Source organism: Ruegeria intermedia (assembly GCF_900129345.1).
GTDB classification, from domain to species: Bacteria; Pseudomonadota; Alphaproteobacteria; order Rhodobacterales; family Rhodobacteraceae; genus Ruegeria; species Ruegeria intermedia.
This window is the reverse complement of sequence record NZ_FQVK01000005.1, coordinates 67,281-86,766: the sequence shown is the minus strand read 5'-3', so window position 1 is coordinate 86,766 and position 19,486 is coordinate 67,281. Positions and strand designations below refer to the sequence as shown.

The window sequence follows — 19,486 nt, the reverse complement described above, 5'->3', positions numbered from 1 at the left end:
ATGGGTGGAGGAAGCGGCAATTCTGGACCGTTCAAGATTGGCGGCATATCGGGTCAGGGCGGCGGACGTATTCTGCCGGGGACGGGCGGCGGTGTTGGGGAACTCATCCTCAGTGCCACGCGGATTGATGCAACCGCAAATGTGGCAGCCGGCCAACCGGATTATCGACCGACCCCACCTTATGGGTCCACGTTCGATACGGTGTTTGCAGCGCCGGGCGGCGGGCCGGGGCAGCCCGGCAAAGGCGATGGGTTTGCGGTGTATGTCTCCGTGAATGCCAATGATGGCACGACAGCACCAGTCACGCCGACGTCTGGCGGCGGGGGTGGATGGGGCGCCGCAGGTGGCTCTGGAACGCAGTCCCTGGCGGACTTCACCGTTCAAAAAGGCGGTAATCTCGGCGCCGCCGGTGGCAAGGCTATTAAAACAAACGGGCATGCAGTGACCTGGCTTGGCGGGTCAAATCGGGCATATGGAGCAATCGGATGAAAACGTCCCTACAGTTCTTCAAAGATATGGGCGTCTGCGACGGCGCCTACGCTGTGCTGGAACGCGTGTTTGCGCAGGCCGGCGTGACCGAGTTCGATTACGCACAAGGCTATCAGCTGATGCTCGGCATGATGGATCAGCTTGAGGTTGAGGCGACCCAAAGCGGTGAACCCGGCCATGACACCGCCGAGGGCTGGCTCCAGTGGTGCTATGATCTGCGCACCCGCCCCGAGGCCATCATGTATTTTGGCGATCATATTGAAGAGGACGTATTCCGCACGGCCGATGGGCAGGTGCATGAGACGTGGGAGGCCGCGCAGGAGCATGATTGGCGTCGCTACGCGGCATTGCGCGAGGACCATGCCGCGGCGCGCGTGATCAACGGGGTGCGGTTTGGCGAGGGCGGTGCAGAGACCTGGGAGGTGGTGGATCCAGCGCATGATGATCTCGCGGGTTTTGACGCCTTCGTCTGGCATGACAGTACGACGGGGTTGAACCACCGGACCGACAGCGCGGCTGAGGCTGTGGCGTTCAACGCCGCGCAGGCGAAAACCCTGGAGGCGATCGATGTCGCAGAGCGAGCAGCGCGTATCGAGTGCAGGATTACAGACGAAAGCGGGGCGTTTAGGGCTTGGGTCGTGGCCGAGAATGAGTAAACGGTGTCTGGGCCCCATGTTTTTTACTTTTCGTTTTTCTGTGAGGTGTTCCTTGTTGTTGGGCACGGAAGGATTTTCTCCATGGAGACTACGGCGGAGTTTCTCAGATCGCTTGGTGGGGTGGTCTACGCGGATGGTCCGCGGCTCCGGCCTGAAGAAGTCAAAGCACGGATTGTTGCTGAAACGCTTGAGCCCGGCGTCACGGTAAATCCGGTTGCTGCGAGGTATGGGGTTTGCGTGGCGAACCATATATCAGACTGGCGCCGTCTGGCGAAGGATGGCAAGCTAGTCCTGCTGGCGGCCACCCCGTTAGATGAACCTACAGTCTTCGCTCCGCTCGTTATGTTTGAGCCGGAGCCGCCTCTGGTGCGGCAGCTTTCGAAGCTGTCGGACATCCGTTCCAGATCCTCAAGCGCCAATTCGGCCAAGTGAAAACCCGCTACCGGGGATTAGCGAAGAATCGAGCGCATCTGCTCACGCTGTTCGCGCTCGTCAACCTGTTTCTGACGCGTAGGAGGCTCGCGGCATGAGGCGGAGCCCGTTCAAAAGTGACCAAACCGCCCCTCAGGCGGCCCAAACGGCGCGAAAACCGCTGGAAACGGCGCCTGTTAGGCCCCAAAGTTGCCATCAACTGGCAAACTCGGCGCAGCCAAAGGCGTTGTTCAGACGTTCCTTAAGTAACGTTTACCGCGGGTACTTTTGTGAGCAAAAAATAGTGCCCATTTGCTGGGGGAAAGCTTTAACAGGTTGCTGAAAAAGTCGGGAGCTGGCTGCCGCGTGGCTAAACGAAGACGAATTTTGCGCCCTCTCGTCGAGCTGACTGAAATCGCTTGGTACATGGATCGATCAGCTCGAAGAAAACGGCCCTCTGGAATCGTTTTTCAGCAGCCTGTTAAACGAGTCGCGGTCCAAATTTCCCTGAGAGAAAAAGGTACACAAAAACCAGTAGGCGCCGCTGGCGGAAGATCCGTCGGGGTTCTTTCAGGAGGCGATAAAGAAACTCGATACCGAACTGTCGATAGATCTCGGGGGCCCGCACTACGTTACCGGTCAATACGTCCAGAGATCCTCCCACCCCCATGTAGAAACAGTCAGGCCACCGCACCTGAAGACGCGCGATCAGTATTTCCTGGCGAGGGGACCCCATGGCCACGAACACCACATCGGGTTTCATCCCTTCCATCAACTCGAAATAGGCGTCCTCCGACCGGAAGCCATCGACACAACGGTATGTCAGGTTGGGGGCCATTTTGCCGATCCGCTCTTCTGTGTCCTTCGATACATCCGCAGTAGCGCCAATCACCAACACTTTACCACCATGCAGTTGCGACCGTTCGAGAATGTGCAGCCATAGCTCTACACCCGGAATACGCGGACTGCGTTTGGAGACGAACCAAAGCATGGACGACCCATCTGGATAGTATATCGGATTCCTGATCTTGGAGAAGAGAGAGGGATCTTGATAAAGGCTGACCATTTTTTCTGCATTCATCGCAATGAATGCGCCCTGGTGACGCTGGGTGCCGAACGCAAAATCTGCGGCTTCGTCAAGCGACTTGAAATATGTCACGCCGATCGCGGGCTTTACAAAACTGACCGACTGTAATGGGCTGTGGTGTCGTTGGTGCTTGTTCATGTGGGTCGTTTCCTTTGTCGAACTTACTCGGTTTTGGTTGGCCCTGTTCGCCAAGCTGATCAATGCAAAAAATAGTGCAGCCGGTCTGCGCGCCCATTGTTTTGTTCCTTCAAAAACTGTGTGATGTCCCAGAGGTCCACAACGTTCTTGCATTTCGGCCTTTTGGGGAAGAAGGGCTTGTGCATTTTGTTGCCAACCACCACAGCTCCAAATGTCGGCGGATAGCTGTAAGCATGGCGCGCTGCGCCAGCCTTAGGCGTCCGAAGTTTGCGTGAACCTTGCGTAAATGTTGATTTAGTGGATGGCGCCCGGTCTCATCAGGCGTTCCCAGTTAGTTGCGCATAAAGAGTTTTATACTTCTGCGCGTTAGCGTGCCAACTGCGTTCGTTTTTTATGAACTGCCACGCACGTTCTACAACGGCGGGCACCGTCTCAGCGCGATCGGTCAAGCGCTGCAATGCTTCAGCCAAGGACTGCGCATCATCGGCATCAAAGATAAATCCCGTCTCGCCGTCGCGCACCAGTTCCAGCATGCCGGTGACCGAGGAAGAAATCACTGGCTTGCGCCATGCCATCGCCTCAAGCGGCTTGAGCGGCGTCACCTTCTCGGCAAGCGATGACTGACGGCGCGGGTTTACGATAACATCGACCGCCGCATAGATTGTTGGCGCGGCTTCGGGCCGGAAACGCCCGTGGAAGGTGATGCCTGCCACGCCCGCAGCCTGCGCCCGCAGATCATCTATGGCAGGGCCGTCACCATGCAATTGTACCGGATTGGTCCAGCCTTGTACACGCAATTTGCGCACCGCCAAGATTAACAGGTCAAGCCCCTCTATGTCGCTCAGGCTGCCGATATAGGCAAAGACCCAATCGCTGGGTGCTTTTCCTGAAACGCTGACGCTGTGGTCTGTAACACGCGACAAATTCGCCCCGTTTCCGATCATTGTGATGCGGTCCGCGGGAATGCCGCGGGCAATCACGTCACGGCGCAGACCTTCGCTAATCACCACAATATGGTCAGCTGAGCGCATGGCGCGGGTCTCGAGCGCGCGCACAGCGCGCGCAATGCTGCGGGTGTGCAGCGAAGGCACCTTCATCATAGCGCGCTCCTCCCAGAGTGAACGCACCTCATAGACCAGCGGCAGCCCCAGCTTGCGGGCTGCCCTGTGCGCGGCGAAGGCGCAAAAGAAGGTGGAATGCGCATGGATCACATCGGGCTTTTCGCGCCGCGCGAGATCCGTCACCACGTCTCCAAAAGAAAACAGCTTTGCCGCTTTGCGCATCTTCACTTTCAGGCCCTTATCTTGTTCCGAGATACGCAGGTCTCCAGTTTCGTCAAAACTGCGGTGATAGGAAATGCCACCGAATTCCTCAACTGTCGCGCCCGCTTTGGCCGGTGGCTGAAAAGGCGAGCTGAGCGCAAGCACATCAAGGCCAGCCGCGGCCTGGCTTTCAATCACGTCCCGGCTGCGGATGTCGCCGCCCTTGGTGCTTGGCAAGGTCGAGTAAAAGACATGAAGGATTTTCATGAGCAGGCTCCTGTCGTGTGGTCCTAGGCCTCAGGCTGTTTTGCGTTTGTACCGCCGGTACGCTCATCAATGCGCCGCGCGGGAGAGCCCACATAAACCCCGTAGGGTTCGGTGGATTTGAGAAGGTCAATCATGAACCAATCAGTAACCTTCGATTTTCCAGATTGCCCAAAGCACAATAAAGGATCGTGACACCCAGAAAGCGCACAAAAGATAGAGCATTGAAATGATGGTAACCTCACTTTCGATCACAATGATCGCAGCCAATAGCACCGCAATCAAAGATATCACGTTCGTAATATGCATTCGAGATGGCGAAGCTTTCAGCCCAAACAGAGCTGACAGCAGCGCATAGGCGCAACGGCAGGTGACGATCACAAGACAGGGCAGCGCATAGCTGACCTCGACCGGCACCTCCAGAAGGCCTTGTGCCATGTATATCAGTGCGAACCACGGCAGAAAAAGCCCCGCCGCCAAGGCGCCGACGCCCAGTGTTTTGCGCACAAAGGCCTGCTGGTCGTAGTGCCGCTTCAGGTAGGCCATTTCCTTGAAGCCGAAATAGTTCGACAACAGGCTGAAGGGCAACAGCAGCAGGGTCACCAAGTAAACATACTCCGAGAACAGTGCCTCAGAGCCGTAGCGCGTTATGATCAGGCGGTCGGCATTATTCAGCAGCATCAACACGAAGAGCGAAAGCAAAAAGCCCAAGAACAATGTCTTCCACTGCTCGGGCATCGGATCGTCGTTTATCTCCAGCGCGTTGCGGTTTTTGGCAAACAGCCAGACGGCCCCGACGCAGGCCGCGCCAAGCCCGACCATGATGATTAGAGGCGCAGTGCCAAGCGGCGCAAAAAGGACCCCGATCAGGATGGTGAATTTCCACCCGTTCGCCGCCAGCTGCGCCGTGCTAAAGGATTTGCGCACCCGTAGTAGGTTGTAGACAAAGACGAACAATCCGACGCAAAGCTCCAGAACCGGATAGATCGCATAGCTGCCAAGCTGAAAGAAATAGCCCTCCGACAAGGCCGCCAGCAGCACAGTGAACAACACCAGTGCCGCCCCCATCAGGCACAGGGTTGTACGGTTGATACGCACTTGGCCCGTCCGCGAGACCCCGCTGAAGCGTAAGAACAGCTGTTCGGACCCAAAGAAACAGAAGGTAAAGCTCATGGCCACCAGCGTCACCAGCGCATTCCAGAAGTACAGGTCATCCGGCGCCAACGTCTTGCGCGCCACGATCATGGCCAGAAAATAGCAGGCCGAAAACGTCCCGAGCAGTAGAAGCGAGGCGTGAGGTTTTAGTGAATAAATTCTGACTCGCATTATTCGTTTTTCACGATCCTTCCAATTAAATACCGGCAGAATGGATAGCTCGTCAAAATTCAATTATAAGATATAATAAAATATCAGTAATAAATCCAAATAAAGAGAAGGAAATTTTAATCCATTCAGTAGCATGCGCAGATCGTCACTTTCGCCATGTGGTGAAAACTAGTCGTAAATTACTTAAGCTCGAATTGCAGGAGGTTATCTTCTGATCTGCAGCGTATTTGAGCTTACCTCACTGCCTTGGCAGACAAGTGATTTGCTGCAAGACAGTACGACTATTATTATCATATAATCGAGGGGGCCTGCTAAGGATCTTTCCAAAACACCTATTAAAACGATAAATCCTGTAGTAGCCATGAAAAAGAAAGATCTATAATACCATGCTCGCACGGAAAACCACACTATGATTATAACAAAGAGCGTCGCACAGACCACACCTAGGTCCAAAGAGGCGTGAAGCCACATATTATGCGCACTTGTAGTAGACCAATCTGACGTTTCACTTCGATAGAAGCCCTCCAACACAAATCCACCAGTTCCAAAGCCGTATCCCATAAAAACCTGATTATTGATAAGATCTAGGGCGGCCTCCCATACATATGTCCGACCTGTGAAAGTTGTTATTTCATTTAGCCCGCCAGATCGCGATGCAATTAAAAACACCTCTTCCAGGTTATTTGGCATTACCAGGCCCAGTGCAATAAGGGCGAGTAATCCCAATTTGATTATGACTATCTTTTTGACGGCAGATTTAGAGTAGAAAATGTATATTATACAGAATATTACCCAGAATATACCAGCGTAAGCCTGCCGGCTATCTGATAAATATATAACCACTAATGAGGCGGAGCAAACAGCTATTAGCCAAAAAATCCCAATCTTTCCTCGACGTGTCAAATGTAGCGCAGAAATTATCGAAAATACACCAATCCTTGCAATCGAGTGTGCGCCAAAAGTTATCCCTGAAAAGCGCCACTGGCCCTGAAGAAAGTCGAAAAGCCTTAGCCCAGAAAAAGGTATCAGTATCAGGGATGAAATAATTATCAAAGATGATGATACGAGAAACCCACCTGCGATGTGGTCAAGTTCAAATTTTTTCCCTTCGTAGAAGGCTGTTGCACACAAAAGTCCAAAAAAACCCGTCAGTGATACAAGCGTTGCGCTTATATCGCTGCTCCAAGAAGCGCTTATTAATGCAACGAGAAAATACACAAATAGAGCCTTGGTTCCAAAGCTTGAGGTTAGCCTGCCCTTGGGTATTAGTGCGAAGGCAAATAATATCACAAAAAAGACTACAAATGCTGCTTTTAATGGGCTTTGCAGCTGCGAAAGGCCAAAACGGCTAAGATCAATCGAGGAGTACAATAATACAGACAGCCAAAACACTGTACTGATAATAATGCGATTCGAAACAAGCATAGGTACTATAGGGTTAGGGTAACGTATATATTTCTATCGCGTCAGGTCTTTGTCCGAGAACATACCTACAGTATCGATGCAATAGCGGATCGGTTGTGCTGCGGTCCGAAACTGCTTGTGTCCCACAAGATACAGATGGATATCTGCGCGGCGATGTGCCTCTGCTACACTCACCAGTTCTACGCCTGCAAGGCTGGCGGGCAGGGTCTCGATATTGGGTTCAATGGCAAGTATCCGGCCACATTGTTGCTTTGAAAGTTGCTGTACGATGCGCAGTGCGGGGCTTTCGCGCAGATCGTCGATGTCTGGTTTGAAAGCCAGGCCGTAAATCGCAAGGGTCACGTCTGCGGCGGTTTTTTCCGAGTTTTCCATCAGGTGTGCGCTGATCGCCGCGCGGACCTTGTCCAGCACCCACTCGGGCTTGCCGTCATTGACCTCGCGCGCGGTGCGGATCAGCCGCGCTTCGTCGGGGGACGACGATACGATGAACCACGGGTCCACCGCGATGCAGTGCCCTCCCACTCCCGGCCCGGGTTGCAGGATGTTGACGCGTGGGTGGCGGTTCGCCAGTTGGATCAATTCCCAAACATCCATGTCCAGTTGGTCGCAGATCAGCGACAGCTCGTTGGCGAACGCGATGTTGACATCGCGAAAGCTGTTCTCGGTGAGCTTGGCCATCTCGGCCGCGCGCGGCCCTGAGGCGATTACGCATTCTGCGGTAACGAAGGACTTGTAGAGTGCCGTGGCGCGCTCGGAGCAGGCCGGCGTCATGCCGCCAATGACACGGTCGTTGGTTATCAGCTCCTGCATCACCTTGCCGGGCAGAACCCGCTCGGGGCAATGCGCGATACGGATGTCTGAGGCTTCGCCCGCGTCTTGAGGGAGACTAAGGTCGGGCCGAGCTTCGGCGAGCCAGCCAGCCATCGCCTCGGTGGCGCCAACGGGCGAGGTGCTCTCGAGGATCACCAGATTGCCGGCCTCCAGCACCGGCGCGATGGCGCGGGCCGCCGCCTCGATGAAGCTCAGGTCCGGCTCGTGGTTTTCCCCCTTGAACGGGGTCGGCACTGCGATCAGGAACGCCTCGGCGGGTTCAGGCACCGTCGTGGCCCGCAAATAACCCTCCCTCACCACTGCGCGCACCACCATGTCGAGATCAGGTTCTACAATGTGAACCTCGCCACGATTGATCGTGTCGACAGCGTTCTGGTTAACATCGACACCTACCACCTCAACTTTGCGGGAGGCGAACATGGCAGCGGTTGGTAGACCGATATACCCCAGTCCGATGACGGAAATGCGTTTGAAAGGGAGCTCAGGCATTATTGCTGATCCTGGTTGATCGTTAGAAATGACAAAACGGCATCGCGGATCCTCTGAGAGGCCAACCCGTCGCCGTAGGGATTATGCGCGCGCGACATCACGTCGTAGGCGGCTTGATCGTCGAGGAGTTTACTCGTTTCTTGTACGATCAGGTCGGCATCAGTACCCACGAGTTTCACCGTGCCGGCGTCCACCGCCTCGGGCCGTTCTGTGGTGTCACGCATAACGAGCACCGGTTTGCCAAGCGACGGCGCTTCTTCCTGCACTCCGCCCGAGTCGGTCAGTATTACGTCTGCGCGACGCATCAGATGCACAAAAGGCAAGTAATCCTGTGGCGCAATGAGTTTAACACGCTCAAGCTCACCAAGGCTGCTCTCGACAGGGCCCTTGACATTCGGGTTCAGGTGCACTGGATAAATGATCTGGACGTCCTCCCGCTTCGCAATCGTGGCAATTGAAGAGCAAATACGCTCGAAGCCGCCGCCAAAGCTCTCCCGACGATGCCCCGTCACAAGGACCAGGCGCTTGGTCGGGTCGATGCCGAATTCCGAGTCGAATGCCGCGCTCTGCTGTGGATCTTTCTCGAGTCGTTCGACTACCTCGAGCAATGCATCGATGACCGTATTTCCTGTGATCGAAATCTGGTCTTCTTCGACGCCTTCGGATTTCAGGTTCGATGCGGCCTTTTCTGTCGGGGCGAAATGTAGACGCGCGATGGTGCCGGTGACCTTGCGATTGATCTCTTCGGGCCAGGGCGAATAGATGTTGCCAGTCCGCAGGCCCGCTTCGACATGACCCACCGGAACCTGCTGGTAATAAGCCGCGAGAGAGGCCGAAAGCGTGGTCGTTGTGTCACCGTGCACCAGCATCAAGTCAGGCGTGTACTCTTCGAGCACCGGCTTAAGTCCGGCGAGCACCGCTGCGGTGATCTCGGTAAGTCCCTGTCCAGGTTTCATAACATTCAGATCGTAGTCGGGTTCGATCCCAAACAGACGCATAACCTGGTCCAGCATTTCACGGTGCTGGGCGGTGACAGCCACCCGCACATCAAGACCGGGAGTTGCCCTGAGTGCTTCATAAACCGGCGCCATCTTGATGGCTTCTGGCCGAGTCCCAAAGACCAGCAATACTTTTTTCATTGAATCCTCAAACTTTGTTTGTTGTGGACGCCGCCAGCATTCTATCTCTGTCCGCGCAGTAATTCGCTGTTTCTCGTCAGAGATAGGCCACCAAACGAGTTGCGATTGCGATCAAGACAGTTTTTGTGAAGCGTTGGCATCTAGCTCGACTTGAAGCGCCTCGATCTCTTCCTTGAGCGCTTTGTACTCTTCCATCTTCCGCACAAGAAACGCCCGCGTCAGTGCGGACTTCTGGGCGATGCCTTTCGGTGTCAAAACGTAGGCATACCGCCGCTTGTCCTCTGCCGCCGTGAAGTTCCCTAACTTTACAAGGCCTTTGTCGATCAGGGCGTTCAAAACGTAATGTATTCCTCCTACACTGACGCCGACCGTCTCAGCCAACTCCCGCTGGGACATTTCAGGGTTTTTTTGCAGAAGGCGAAGCACGCGAAAATGCGTGTCTTCCTGCAGCTTGGTGCGCTTGCTGGTCATTTTGGGATTTTTTCAGGCTACCGCACAAGGACTGCCCGGAGGGCGCCTTGTTGGATGCAAATTGATGATGAGAAAGGTTTCAACATCGCTCAGTCCCGAGCGGTATCAACTGCTGCATGCGCAAACAATAGGAAATTTCAGAAATTCAGAGGTTTTCGTCACTTTGGACGATGAAGTAGCCACCAAGCTGCAGGTGCACGCCCAACCAGAGAGAGAGCACCCACTCTGGGGACATCGGCGGGCCTTCAACAGCACCAGCAGTAGATAACCTGCTTATGTGACACGTTCATAACTGAACGACCCCACCGGCACAAGGTATGGTTCATAGCAGCCGCGCTTCGTCGGCACCGATTAGGGCGTAGCGGCCGCCCCACGAGAATCGGCTCCCCGTCGCTCGAAAATAAGTCAATTTGGCAGATGTTCTGGAATCAGACCCCGGGCCGAGCCCATCACCCGAGTTGGCCATCCATTCCTGGGGCCGACACCGCGTCACTATCGTTCTTCGCCAGTTGGGCTTTTGCTGTCGCTTCGGCGGCGCTCAGTCCATCCTCCCGTTCAGCCTGTTCCACGGCCTCCTCCATGCTGACCGTGTTCAACACCAGTTCGAACTGCTGGAGGATTTCGGACGCATGCCGCGTCACGTAGGACCGAACGGCCTCGTTCTCCATCAGCTTTTTCAGGTAGCCCTTGGCAACGACCAGGTTCAGCAGCTCAGCCCCATAGTTTTCTTCGGCATGTTTGTATTTTTCTTGCACCTGGCTCATCTCGCGCTCGAGCTTGACGATCTGTTCCAGCGGGTCGCCTTTCGGTTGTTCCGGCTGCGGCGGCTTGTAGTCGGTGCGCTGTTCCGGCGGCGTGGCCTTCAGGAGAGCGTCCGCATGCGCGGCAGTGATCGTATTCGCTGCGATCATCAACTCGACCGCCTCGATCTGGCGGGCAGCTTTCATCTTGCGCAGATGCCGCGTCACATCCGGAGTGAACTGGTGGTCCTGGAGAAGCTCCACCGCTTTGGGGCAGATTCCGTGCAGCAGGTTGATCCGGCTGTTGATGGTCGAGAGGTTCACATTGAACGCGCGCGCAAGCCGTTCCTTGCTGACGCCTTTGTCGATGGCGCGGCGCAGCATGTAGTGCTCTTGCACCGTCGAGAGGCGGTTGATCCGGTGATTGTAGGTGTAGGTCTCGAAATCCTTGGCGATGAGGCAGGGCGCCGTGTCTTGGCCCAATTCCTTCAGCGCCAGTACCCGCAAATTGCCATCGAGCAGCAAAAACCCCACTGCCTCGGGGTCCGGCTTGATCACGGAGAGCGGCTCGATCAACCCGATCTCCCGGATCGATGACACGATCTGCTTGAACTTGCGCGTGGTCATCACGCCGTCGGGGACCTTTTTCGAGGGCATGAGCTCTTCGAGCGGGATCTGGAAGGTTTCGAGATCAAACCCGAGAGTCAGATTCAACGGCGCCTTGGGATAGGGCGCGTCACTTTCGTCGGCGTCGGGCTGTGGAAAGGCCCCGGGGTAAAGCGGCTTCACTGTGCTGAGGTCATTCATGGGATGTACCTTTCGAGGGTCAGGCGGTTTCAATGCGGTCGGCGAGATATTTGGGCAGGCTGTCGAGACCTTCGGCTCGCAGGAGCGTCACGAAGTGCTCATCAGCGAAGAGACGTTTCAGGCCCTGGACTACCAAGAGCAGCTGCTGGTGCGCGTGATCGGCCTTCAGCATCAGCTTGTGCTGGCGGGCGACCTCGCGCTGGTAAGTCTTGACCAGCGAGTGCGCCGAGTTTGGCAGCTTCGGGCGATCGCCACCGGTTTTCGGGCCCTTTTCGCGGCGCTTTTCGATCAGCCGCTTGGCATCGGTGATCTGATGCCCCTTCAGCTGGCCGGTCTTGTAGGCCTCTTCCAGCATGTCACCGAGGTTCTCATCGTCGTGCTTGGCGCGAGCGATTTCGAGGGCGGTGGTCAGGGGGATGGTGCCGTTCTGAACTGCCTCAATCAGGCGCTCCTCGCCCTTTTCCAGCAAGAAGACGATGTCCCGGACATATTTCTGGGAAAGCCCGGTGCCCGTGATTATGTCGTCGATGCTGTAGTCCCGTGCGAGCAACAGCTCGATGTCTGCGAGGATCTCCAGCGGTCGATGGCCGCGCCGAGCAATGTTTTCGGCCAGCGACATGATGAAGGCGTCCTCGTCGGTCACATTGACCACCAGCGCCGGGATGTGGGTCTCACCCAGCAGGCGGAAGGCATTGAGGCGGCCTTCGCCGCAGACCAGCAAGAAGGCGGCCGACCCATCGGCACCTTCGCGCTCGGTCACGGTGATCGGCTTTTTCAGGCCAATGGTGCGGATATTTTCGACGATCTCTTCAAAGACCTTCATGTTGCGGTCCCGCGAGTTCAGGACTTCGATCCGGTCGATGGGGACGAGCGTGACGCTCTCGGGTGTCTCAGTCATCATTGGGGGTCTCCCGTGTTTGATTGGATTGTTCATGTTTTATACTTGCGTCTGTTTCTCAAACTCTCTGCGTCACCCCCATTTCCGGCGAATGCCAACGCGCGCGGCCATGCCGTAAAAGAAGCCCAAATCCTCAAACCGGAAGGCCTCAAAGGTGATGCTGGAGCGGTTGCAAAGGCGGATTTCCTGCCGGGGCAGGTCGAGCCAGGGCAGCAGGTAGTAATCGAGCTCGTCGTGGTTTTCTGGATCGAGCCGCACGGCCAGCGTGACGTCGGCCTGATAGCGCATCGGATCAAAGCGAATGCGCCAACGCAGGCGCCCGTCTGCCATCGGTTGGCAACGCGCCAACACCAGGCTCACGACCATCTCGTCATTTATGGTCAGCAGGTCGGTCTTGGCATCGCGCACCATCGTGCCGCCCACATCCGCAATCGCGGCCTCAGTGCGGGCAATGATTTCTGGATGCATGGCACGCAGGCGCTTGTTGAGCGCGATGCGTTTCTGATCCCGGTCCGAGCGATAGCCAATCATTTCATAGGCGCGAGCGAGCGACCCAAAGCGATTACGATAGGCGGATGATGACGGCATGTCTGGCGTCTGGTCGATCAGCACCCCAGAGAGCTGGCCCGCATCGGCGTAGAGCCGTTTCAGGTGATCCAGCAGTTCCTCATCTGACAGGCGGGCGGACCGTGCCGTGATGATCTCCTGCGCCGTCAGGAAGAACTCCAGCGGCACAATCCCCTCAAAAGCGCCTTCCTTGCGCACCCACATGTCGGGAGGGTTTTCCACATGCAGCTTTTTCAGCTTGAAGGAGGAGCGGTTGTAGACGTTGTTGCCGATGTATTTCTCATTGGTGAGGACCGTGCGCACTGTGCCGGAATTCCATGGCCGGTCCAGATCAGTGGTCACGCCTTCTTCGTTCAGGCGGTCGGCGATCTCGCGGAAGGACAGATCCTCCTCGATCAGCCAGCGATACATCTTGTTGACCCAGGCCACTTCCTCGTCGGGGCCCGGCATCAAGATCACGCGGTCGGTTTGCAGGGATTTGTGCTCACCGCGTTTCAGCTCGCTTTTGATCTCGCCGCGCTCGTTCACAAGCACCCGGCGCAACCCAAACCCAGCCGCGCCGCCCTGGCGGAAGCCCAGTTCAATCAGGCGGCATTGACCGGCAAAGACCTTGACGGAAAGCTCCCGGCTGTATTCGCCGGCCATGGCGCGTTTGACGCCCTTGACGATGGTCGAGACTGGCGAGCCATCGTTTTCGAACTGCTCGGCACAATAGGCGACGTTGATGCCGGCCCGCTTGCAGATGTATTCGTAATATGCGCTTTCGTCGGCGTCTTGGAAACGCCCCCAGCGGCTGACGTCGTAGACCAGGATCACGTTGAAGTCGGCCGCGCCGGATTCCACATCCGCGATCAGCTGCTGCAGGGCCGCGCGCCCACCGATGGAAAGACCGCTCTTGCCGTCATCGGCATAGGTTTTGATGATCTCGATGCCGCGCTTCTCGGCATATTCGCGGATCCTGTCGGACTGGTTGTGCGTCGAATACTGCTGGTGCTCCGTCGACATGCGCACATATTGCGCCGCCCGAAACTCTGTAATCTCGCCACTCCCGTCCAACTCAGCCTCCAATCCGTCTTCAAGTCGGTCGGACGTTTGCGTGGGTGGCGAAGTGTATCAAGCTGATAGTGCTGGATTATCTCACTATATCAATGAACTGACGGAAAATCGGGCCATGACTTTCATCAAAATATCACACACCTTCCGGAAAAGCTGACTTGCATCTGTTCAAGTTCGAGCGATATGTGGGCGGTGGAGTTTTAATGAGGTTGCAAGATGACAGTCCACGATCGCGGCACAAGCTGGTTTTTGGCGCAGCTGAAACCGAACTGCGCCAACATCGCGAACAAGAATCTCAAGCGCCAAGGCTTCAAGACCTTTCTGCCGATGGAAGAGGAAACTCGCCAGCGGAACGGCAAATTCGTCACTGCCATGCGGCCACTGTTCTCGGGCTATATCTTCGTTGCCTTCGATGTGACCCGCGGGTCCTGGCGGACGGTCAACTCGACCTATGGCATCACGCGGCTGGTGAGCTTCGGCAAAGAACCGACGGCGGTGCCGCTGGATCTGGTCTCACAGCTGATGCTGCGCTGCGACGCGAAGGGCAAGTTGCTGCCGCCGAAGCTTCTGAAGCCGGGCGATCGGGTCACGCTGACCAAGGGCCCCTTTGCCAATTTCGTGGCGGAGGTTGAAAAGATCGCGCCTGACCGGCGCGTCTGGGTCCTGATGGAGCTCATGGGTGCGCAGACGCGGGTTGCGGTCGGGGCGGGTCAGCTGCGGGCGGTGTGAGCAAGTTCGCTGTTGTCGTTGGCTTGTTGCAAATGCTTCTGCTGTCAGCAGAGACGAAGGATGCTACAAAGAGAACATGTTGTTGGCACTAACGTGATTGCCACCGGAGTCATTGACATGTACGCCCGTTGTGCGTACATAATCGGTCGCAACGGTTCGGCAAGTGGAGCGAAATGATGCTGTCGTTTACAGATGAAACAACTGGGTTTGAGGGGCGCAACTCGGAGCGGATGAATTTCCGGACCAAAGCGCCCATCAAAGCCACCATTCAGCGGGCCGCGGCTCTTTCTGGGGTGGATGACTCGACCTTTACGATGAGCGCTGCACTACGGGAAGCGGAAAAGGTGATCGAAGCCCATGAACATACGCGACTAGCGGCTGTTGATCACGAAGCTTTTTTCTCTGCCCTCGAGGCAACGCCCGTCATCAATGACGCGCTTATTGATGCGGCCGAACGATACAAGTCTCGCGTTGTATCCAAGTGACGGCAAAGGAAAGACCGGCATCGACCGCCGAAGTAACGGAAGAAAAGTCACCTGTACCTTTTTCAATCGAACCGTTCGATCCAGACCGGCACGATAGGAATTCTTTTTCATGCGGCGTGGATCAAGTTGACAACTTTTTCAAGAAGACAGCTAACAAGCTAATGAAGGCTGGAAACACCGCCGTGTACGTCATGCTTGGGGAACAGGGAGACGTAGCTGGATTCTACGCAATGAACGCTCATGCTGTTCACTTCGAAGAATTGCCCTCGAAGTACAAGCGGACTGCACCCAGTCATGGCTCGATACCCGCAGTATACATCTCCATGATCGGAAGAGATGAAAAATATCGGGGTCAGAAAGTTGGAGAGGATTTGCTTGTAGACGCCTTGTGTCGCGCCTCACGTGCATCCCGGACGGGCTACTCCGCCGCTGTTATTATGTTGGACGTATTGGATTGTGGTGACACCGACAAAGTCCGGAACCGCCTCGCGATATATGAAGGATTGAAATTTGTGAGCCTGCCTTCTGATCCATTACGTATGTTTATGCCGATGAAAGTTGCAGATGAACTTAGATCAAGGGTCGAGAGCTGAGCGCCTCCTAAAGACCACTGGGTGCGTTTCAGTCCCATTAACGTTCGCTCCCAGACCCGTTCGAACCAAGTGTCTTGCGAACTCAATGTCGATTAAATGATTACAATGACTTAGGGGGTGGAGAGGGTTCGCTGTCAGGCCCGTCCCCTCCGCCACTTGGTAAAATCCAGTCGGTGACTTTCAAGAGAAATTGGAAAGTCGGCGACTGTCTTCCCCCCCCCTCAGGGCAAATTGGAATGTGCCGACACTTGCGGCCGCAATGCACATTGAATGTGCGGTGTGAACCTGTCGTTCGGCAGAAGCAAAACATAATGCGATTGGTCGGCGTCGGGTTCCTTTGCGATATCCAAAACGCCGGTCGGAGCGGCCTTCCGGTGGACGGCAGGCGGCCCCCCACCGGTTTCTGGCGGAACCGGTCTGCCGCGCGGCGTTGCATCTGGACTGGGACAGGTGAGATCGCCGTTCGACTTGACCAGTCACTTTGCAAGAGCTCACATCGTCGTGGAGAAAATTCTGCCATCGGTCATTCAGTCAGTGCGGCGCAGCCTCCGGTTCGCAGTACTTGGAACTGGTGCCGAACGAATTCGATGGGTATCGTGGCTGCAAACCGGCTGCGGATTTCCTTCCGGTTGCCGGCATGACGGCGTGTACCGTTCAGCGGCGTCCAAGAGGTTCAATCAAGGCGCCCGGCAAATTGGACCGCGTCCTAAGAATGCCTTTGTGCTGAATTGGGCAACCAGAGCGGCTTGCCCCTCTTTCCGGGCGAAAGAGAAAAAAATTCTCTGTGTTTGCGGGAAGAAAATGATGTTTGGAACAACTCAAAATTTGATCGCAGCGACCGCCGCATGTGCGGTTGCGTTTGTCGTCGGGGCAGGTTCGGCCCGGGCCCAGCAAGGCGATTGGTCCTACCAGGCGACGATCTACCTGTTCACGCCGGAAACCAAAACCGGCCTCGACACGCCCGCGGGAGGCGTCGAGGGCACGTTGAGCTTCTCGGATGCGCTGAGCAACTTGGATCTGGCCTTCATGGGCACATTTTCCGCGACCAACGGGCGCTGGAGCCTGTTGGCCGACTACAACTACACGGACCTGTCGTTCGGAACTGATACGCCCGGACCGAATTTCTCGGGCCTCGACACCTCGGCCACCACCCAATTCTTCAGCGCCTATCTGGGATATCGGGTCTACGAGGATCCGACCGTTCAACTGGATCTGGCGGGTGGTCTGCGCTGGTTCAGTACTGAAACCACCTTCACGCTTCGCCCCGGTGTCGCGCCGGGTCGGACAAGTTCGGTCGACAACAGCTGGACCGATGCGGTGATTGCGGCGCGGGCGCGTTTCGTCCTGTCCGAACGGTGGGCCGGCACCGCCTTTTTCGACTATGGCGGCTTTCAGAGTGACAGCGAAACCTGGCAGGTGTTGCTGACGGCGGATTATGCTTTGAACGAACGGTGGCTGATCCGGGGTGGCTATCGCTACATATCCTTTGATCACGTCCTGAACGGCAATGACTACACGTTCAGCCAATCTGGACCTGTGATCGGGGCGACTTATCGTTTCTGACGGTTGTTCTGGGTCTTTGGTCGGGCATCTGGCCCAAGGGCAAGTTTTTCATCCTTGGGTTGTCGCAATATGATACCTTTTGAATCCAACCTGTCGCAAAGACCGGTCGCGAAAATGGAAATGGGGGGACCAGATGTCCAGAATGACTGCAATGTTCGCGGGGTTGATCGCCTTGCCAACCTCGGTTTTTGCCGATGCCGTTCCCAGCAAGGAGGCCGCCGAAGGCACTTTCGCAGAAGCGCCGTTTTCGCCTTATGCAAATCGTACGTTTCCGGAACGCCCCTTGTGGGGCGATACACATCTGCACACGTCGTTGTCTTTGGACGCCGGCGCCTTCGGCAATACGCTGGGGCCGGATGCGGCCTGGCGCTTTGCGAAGGGCGAGCAGGTGATCTCATCCACCGGCCAGCCGGTGCGCCTTGCGCGGCCTCTCGACTGGATGGTTCTGACCGATCACACAGACCTGATGGGGTTTGCGCCTGACCTGCAGGCGGGCAAACCGGGTGTGCTGGCCGACCCGAAGGGTCTGCAATGGTACTAGGGCTACAAAGCTGGCGGGGATGAGGCCGCCGAGGCCGCCTTCGACATCATCTCCAATTTTTCGCAAATGACCCTGCCCGAGGTGCTGCTGGAATCCCACAGCCCCGGCGCCGACGCATTTGCCTTTACATGGGAGCAGATCGTTCTGGCTGCCGAACGGCACAACGACCCCGGCAATTTCACCGCTTTCATCGGATTTGAATGGACTTCGGTACCCAAGGGGTTCAACCTGCACCGCAACGTCATGCTGCGGGACGGGCCGATCCGAGCGCTGCAGGTGGTGCCACCGGTCACACAACCGCCCTACGGCGATACGGACCCCAAGATGCTGTACGCCTGGTTGGAAGACTATCAGGCCCGGACCGGCGGACGTGCGTTGGCTTTTGCGCACAACGGCAATCTGTCCAACGGCTGGATGTTCCCGACCGAAGACACCTATCACGGTGGCAAGGTCGATGAAGAATACGTCAAGAACCGGGCCAAGTGGGAACCGCATTACGAGGTAACGCAGATCAAGGGCGACGGAGAGGCGCATCCCTATCTCAGCCCCGAGGACGAATTCGCCGACTATGAGAATTGGGATGTGGGCAATCTGGACATTTCCCAACTGAAAACCGACGACATGCTGGCCGGCGAATACGCGCGCGAGGCGCTGAAACGCGGATTGATGCTCGAAGAGAAATTCGGCGTGAACCCCTACAAGTTTGGGATGGGCGGCGCCACCGACAGCCATACTTCGTTGACCACGGCCGAGGAGGAAAACTATTTCGGAAAATCCGTCAGCGCCGAACCTTCGCCGACCCGCGTGCTGCATCCCTTCGTCGAAAGCGAGTTGGGCGCGTTCGAAGGGCACACGCTGGTGGCCTCGGGCTACACGGCGGTCTGGGCGTCGGACAACACGCGCTCGGCCATTTTCGACGCGTTCAAGCGGCGCGAAACCTATGCCACGACCGGGCCTCGGATCGGGCTGCGGTTCTTTGGCGGATGGGATTTTGTCGAGGACGATTTGCTGACGCGTCTGGTGGCCGATGTGGGCTATACCAAGGGCGTACCCATGGGCAGTGATCTCCGCCCGCGCGAGGGTGAGGGTGCACCGACCTTCCTGATCGGGGCGTTGCGCGATCCGATCGGCGCCAACCTGGATCGTGTCCAGGTGGTCAAGGGCTGGTTGGACGCCGATGGCGAGATGCAGGAAAAGGTGTTCGACGTTGCTTGGTCAGGGGATCGAGCGCCGGACGCAAATGGCAAACTGCCTCCGGTCGGAAATACGGTCGATCTGGACACGGCAAGCTGGACCAACACGATCGGCGCGTCCGAGCTGGTGACCGTCTGGACCGATCCCGAATTCGATCCGGCAGCCCGGGCTTTCTACTATGTCCGGGTATTGGAAATCCCGACCCCGCGTTGGGTTCTGTACGACAAGCTGCGCCTTGACCTTGAGCTTCCCGAGGAGGCGCAACTGGTGCATCAGGAGCGCGCCTATTCGTCGCCGATCTGGTACACACCGGAGGGATGAACGG

Annotated in this window: 17 protein-coding genes and 2 pseudogenes; 9 read left to right on the top strand and 10 right to left on the bottom strand. The window is 56.5% G+C overall.

The features are described from left to right. The 4 genes and pseudogenes from F3H26_RS19385 to F3H26_RS05270 form a co-directional block, all read left to right on the top strand. On the top strand, nt 1-489 hold the full coding sequence (locus tag F3H26_RS19385) for a hypothetical protein (RefSeq protein ID WP_188127696.1): 489 nt from the start codon (nt 1-3) through the stop codon (nt 487-489). After that, the gene (locus tag F3H26_RS05280) at nt 486-1,145 is read left to right on the top strand and encodes a hypothetical protein (RefSeq protein ID WP_149775014.1); all 660 of its coding nucleotides are present in this window, start codon (nt 486-488) and stop codon (nt 1,143-1,145) included. Before F3H26_RS19385 ends, F3H26_RS05280 begins: the two co-directional genes overlap by 4 nt. Before the next feature lie 81 nt (nt 1,146-1,226). Beyond that, a complete protein-coding gene (locus F3H26_RS05275; protein WP_149775013.1) occupies nt 1,227-1,577 on the top strand; it encodes a transposase in 351 nt (116 codons plus the stop codon). After that, a pseudogene (locus tag F3H26_RS05270) lies at nt 1,532-1,675 on the top strand (IS5 family transposase); the annotation flags it as partial. The gene F3H26_RS05275 and the pseudogene F3H26_RS05270, both read left to right, overlap by 46 nt. Before the next feature lie 362 nt (nt 1,676-2,037). Here the strand turns inward: F3H26_RS05270 and F3H26_RS05265 are convergent. The 10 genes from F3H26_RS05265 to F3H26_RS05220 form a co-directional block, all read right to left on the bottom strand. Further along, complete coding sequence (locus tag F3H26_RS05265; protein WP_188127695.1) at nt 2,038-2,781, bottom strand: WecB/TagA/CpsF family glycosyltransferase; 744 nt, start codon at nt 2,779-2,781, stop codon at nt 2,038-2,040. 317 nt (nt 2,782-3,098) lie between these two features. After that, a complete protein-coding gene (locus F3H26_RS05260; RefSeq protein ID WP_149775011.1) occupies nt 3,099-4,310 on the bottom strand; it encodes a glycosyltransferase family 4 protein in 1,212 nt (403 codons plus the stop codon). A gap of 141 nt (nt 4,311-4,451) precedes the next feature. After that, nucleotides 4,452-5,696 carry a hypothetical protein gene (locus F3H26_RS05255; protein WP_188127694.1) on the bottom strand — a complete coding sequence of 415 codons (1,245 nt, stop codon included), beginning with the start codon at nt 5,694-5,696 and terminating at the stop codon, nt 4,452-4,454. 141 nt (nt 5,697-5,837) lie between these two features. Then, the gene (locus F3H26_RS05250) at nt 5,838-6,923 is read right to left on the bottom strand and encodes an O-antigen ligase family protein (RefSeq protein WP_188127693.1); all 1,086 of its coding nucleotides are present in this window, start codon (nt 6,921-6,923) and stop codon (nt 5,838-5,840) included. A 168-nt stretch (nt 6,924-7,091) separates the two neighbouring features. Continuing rightward, nucleotides 7,092-8,378, bottom strand: coding sequence for a UDP-N-acetyl-D-mannosamine dehydrogenase (gene wecC / locus F3H26_RS05245; RefSeq protein WP_149775008.1), 1,287 nt, complete (start codon nt 8,376-8,378; stop codon nt 7,092-7,094). After that, nucleotides 8,378-9,517: a non-hydrolyzing UDP-N-acetylglucosamine 2-epimerase gene (gene wecB / locus F3H26_RS05240; RefSeq protein ID WP_149775007.1), complete on the bottom strand. Its 1,140-nt coding sequence runs from the start codon at nt 9,515-9,517 to the stop codon at nt 8,378-8,380. Before wecB ends, wecC begins: the two co-directional genes overlap by 1 nt. 111 nt (nt 9,518-9,628) lie before the next feature. Continuing rightward, nucleotides 9,629-9,988, bottom strand: coding sequence for a MarR family EPS-associated transcriptional regulator (locus tag F3H26_RS05235; protein WP_149775006.1), 360 nt, complete (start codon nt 9,986-9,988; stop codon nt 9,629-9,631). A gap of 449 nt (nt 9,989-10,437) precedes the next feature. Next, nucleotides 10,438-11,535 (bottom strand): plasmid partitioning protein RepB C-terminal domain-containing protein, encoded by a 1,098-nt coding sequence (locus F3H26_RS05230; protein WP_149775005.1) that lies wholly within the window; start codon nt 11,533-11,535, stop codon nt 10,438-10,440. A 19-nt stretch (nt 11,536-11,554) separates the two neighbouring features. Next, entirely contained in the window at nt 11,555-12,469 is a 915-nt protein-coding gene (locus F3H26_RS05225) for a plasmid partitioning protein RepB C-terminal domain-containing protein (protein WP_223162435.1), read from the bottom strand. A 36-nt stretch (nt 12,470-12,505) separates the two neighbouring features. Next, nucleotides 12,506-14,068, bottom strand: coding sequence for a recombinase family protein (locus F3H26_RS05220; RefSeq protein ID WP_262504551.1), 1,563 nt, complete (start codon nt 14,066-14,068; stop codon nt 12,506-12,508). A gap of 204 nt (nt 14,069-14,272) precedes the next feature. On the opposite strand from F3H26_RS05220, the gene nusG reads away from it, so the two are divergent. The 5 genes and pseudogenes from nusG (at nt 14,273) to F3H26_RS05195 (ending at nt 19,482) form a co-directional block, all read left to right on the top strand. After that, a complete protein-coding gene (gene nusG / locus F3H26_RS05215) occupies nt 14,273-14,785 on the top strand; it encodes a transcription termination/antitermination protein NusG (protein WP_149775004.1) in 513 nt (170 codons plus the stop codon). A 176-nt stretch (nt 14,786-14,961) separates the two neighbouring features. Further along, complete coding sequence (locus F3H26_RS05210; protein WP_149775111.1) at nt 14,962-15,270, top strand: type II toxin-antitoxin system TacA family antitoxin; 309 nt, start codon at nt 14,962-14,964, stop codon at nt 15,268-15,270. Continuing rightward, nucleotides 15,267-15,863: a GNAT family N-acetyltransferase gene (locus F3H26_RS05205; protein WP_223162434.1), complete on the top strand. Its 597-nt coding sequence runs from the start codon at nt 15,267-15,269 to the stop codon at nt 15,861-15,863. The genes F3H26_RS05210 and F3H26_RS05205 overlap by 4 nt, the downstream gene beginning before the upstream one ends. A 501-nt stretch (nt 15,864-16,364) precedes the next feature. Then, nucleotides 16,365-17,426 carry a porin family protein gene (locus F3H26_RS05200; protein ID WP_223162433.1) on the top strand — a complete coding sequence of 354 codons (1,062 nt, stop codon included), beginning with the start codon at nt 16,365-16,367 and terminating at the stop codon, nt 17,424-17,426. Between the two features lie 133 nt (nt 17,427-17,559). After that, nucleotides 17,560-19,482, top strand: a pseudogene (locus F3H26_RS05195) (DUF3604 domain-containing protein). Nucleotides 19,483-19,486: the final 4 nt, after the last annotated feature.

Excerpts from the sequence above, each read along its gene's own strand:
- F3H26_RS19385 (WP_188127696.1), top strand. The coding sequence starts at position 1 with ATGGGTGGAGGAAGCGGCAATTCTGGACCGTTCAAGATTGGCGGCATA.
- F3H26_RS05280 (WP_149775014.1), top strand. The coding sequence starts at position 486 with ATGAAAACGTCCCTACAGTTCTTCAAAGATATGGGCGTCTGCGACGGC.
- F3H26_RS05275 (WP_149775013.1), top strand. The coding sequence starts at position 1,227 with ATGGAGACTACGGCGGAGTTTCTCAGATCGCTTGGTGGGGTGGTCTAC.
- F3H26_RS05265 (WP_188127695.1), bottom strand. The coding sequence starts at position 2,781 with ATGAACAAGCACCAACGACACCACAGCCCATTACAGTCGGTCAGTTTT.
- F3H26_RS05260 (WP_149775011.1), bottom strand. The coding sequence starts at position 4,310 with ATGAAAATCCTTCATGTCTTTTACTCGACCTTGCCAAGCACCAAGGGC.
- wecC (WP_149775008.1), bottom strand. The coding sequence starts at position 8,378 with ATGCCTGAGCTCCCTTTCAAACGCATTTCCGTCATCGGACTGGGGTAT.
- wecB (WP_149775007.1), bottom strand. The coding sequence starts at position 9,517 with ATGAAAAAAGTATTGCTGGTCTTTGGGACTCGGCCAGAAGCCATCAAG.
- F3H26_RS05235 (WP_149775006.1), bottom strand. The coding sequence starts at position 9,988 with ATGACCAGCAAGCGCACCAAGCTGCAGGAAGACACGCATTTTCGCGTG.
- F3H26_RS05230 (WP_149775005.1), bottom strand. The coding sequence starts at position 11,535 with ATGAATGACCTCAGCACAGTGAAGCCGCTTTACCCCGGGGCCTTTCCA.
- F3H26_RS05225 (WP_223162435.1), bottom strand. The coding sequence starts at position 12,469 with ATGAACAATCCAATCAAACACGGGAGACCCCCAATGATGACTGAGACA.
- nusG (WP_149775004.1), top strand. The coding sequence starts at position 14,273 with ATGACAGTCCACGATCGCGGCACAAGCTGGTTTTTGGCGCAGCTGAAA.
- F3H26_RS05210 (WP_149775111.1), top strand. The coding sequence starts at position 14,962 with ATGCTGTCGTTTACAGATGAAACAACTGGGTTTGAGGGGCGCAACTCG.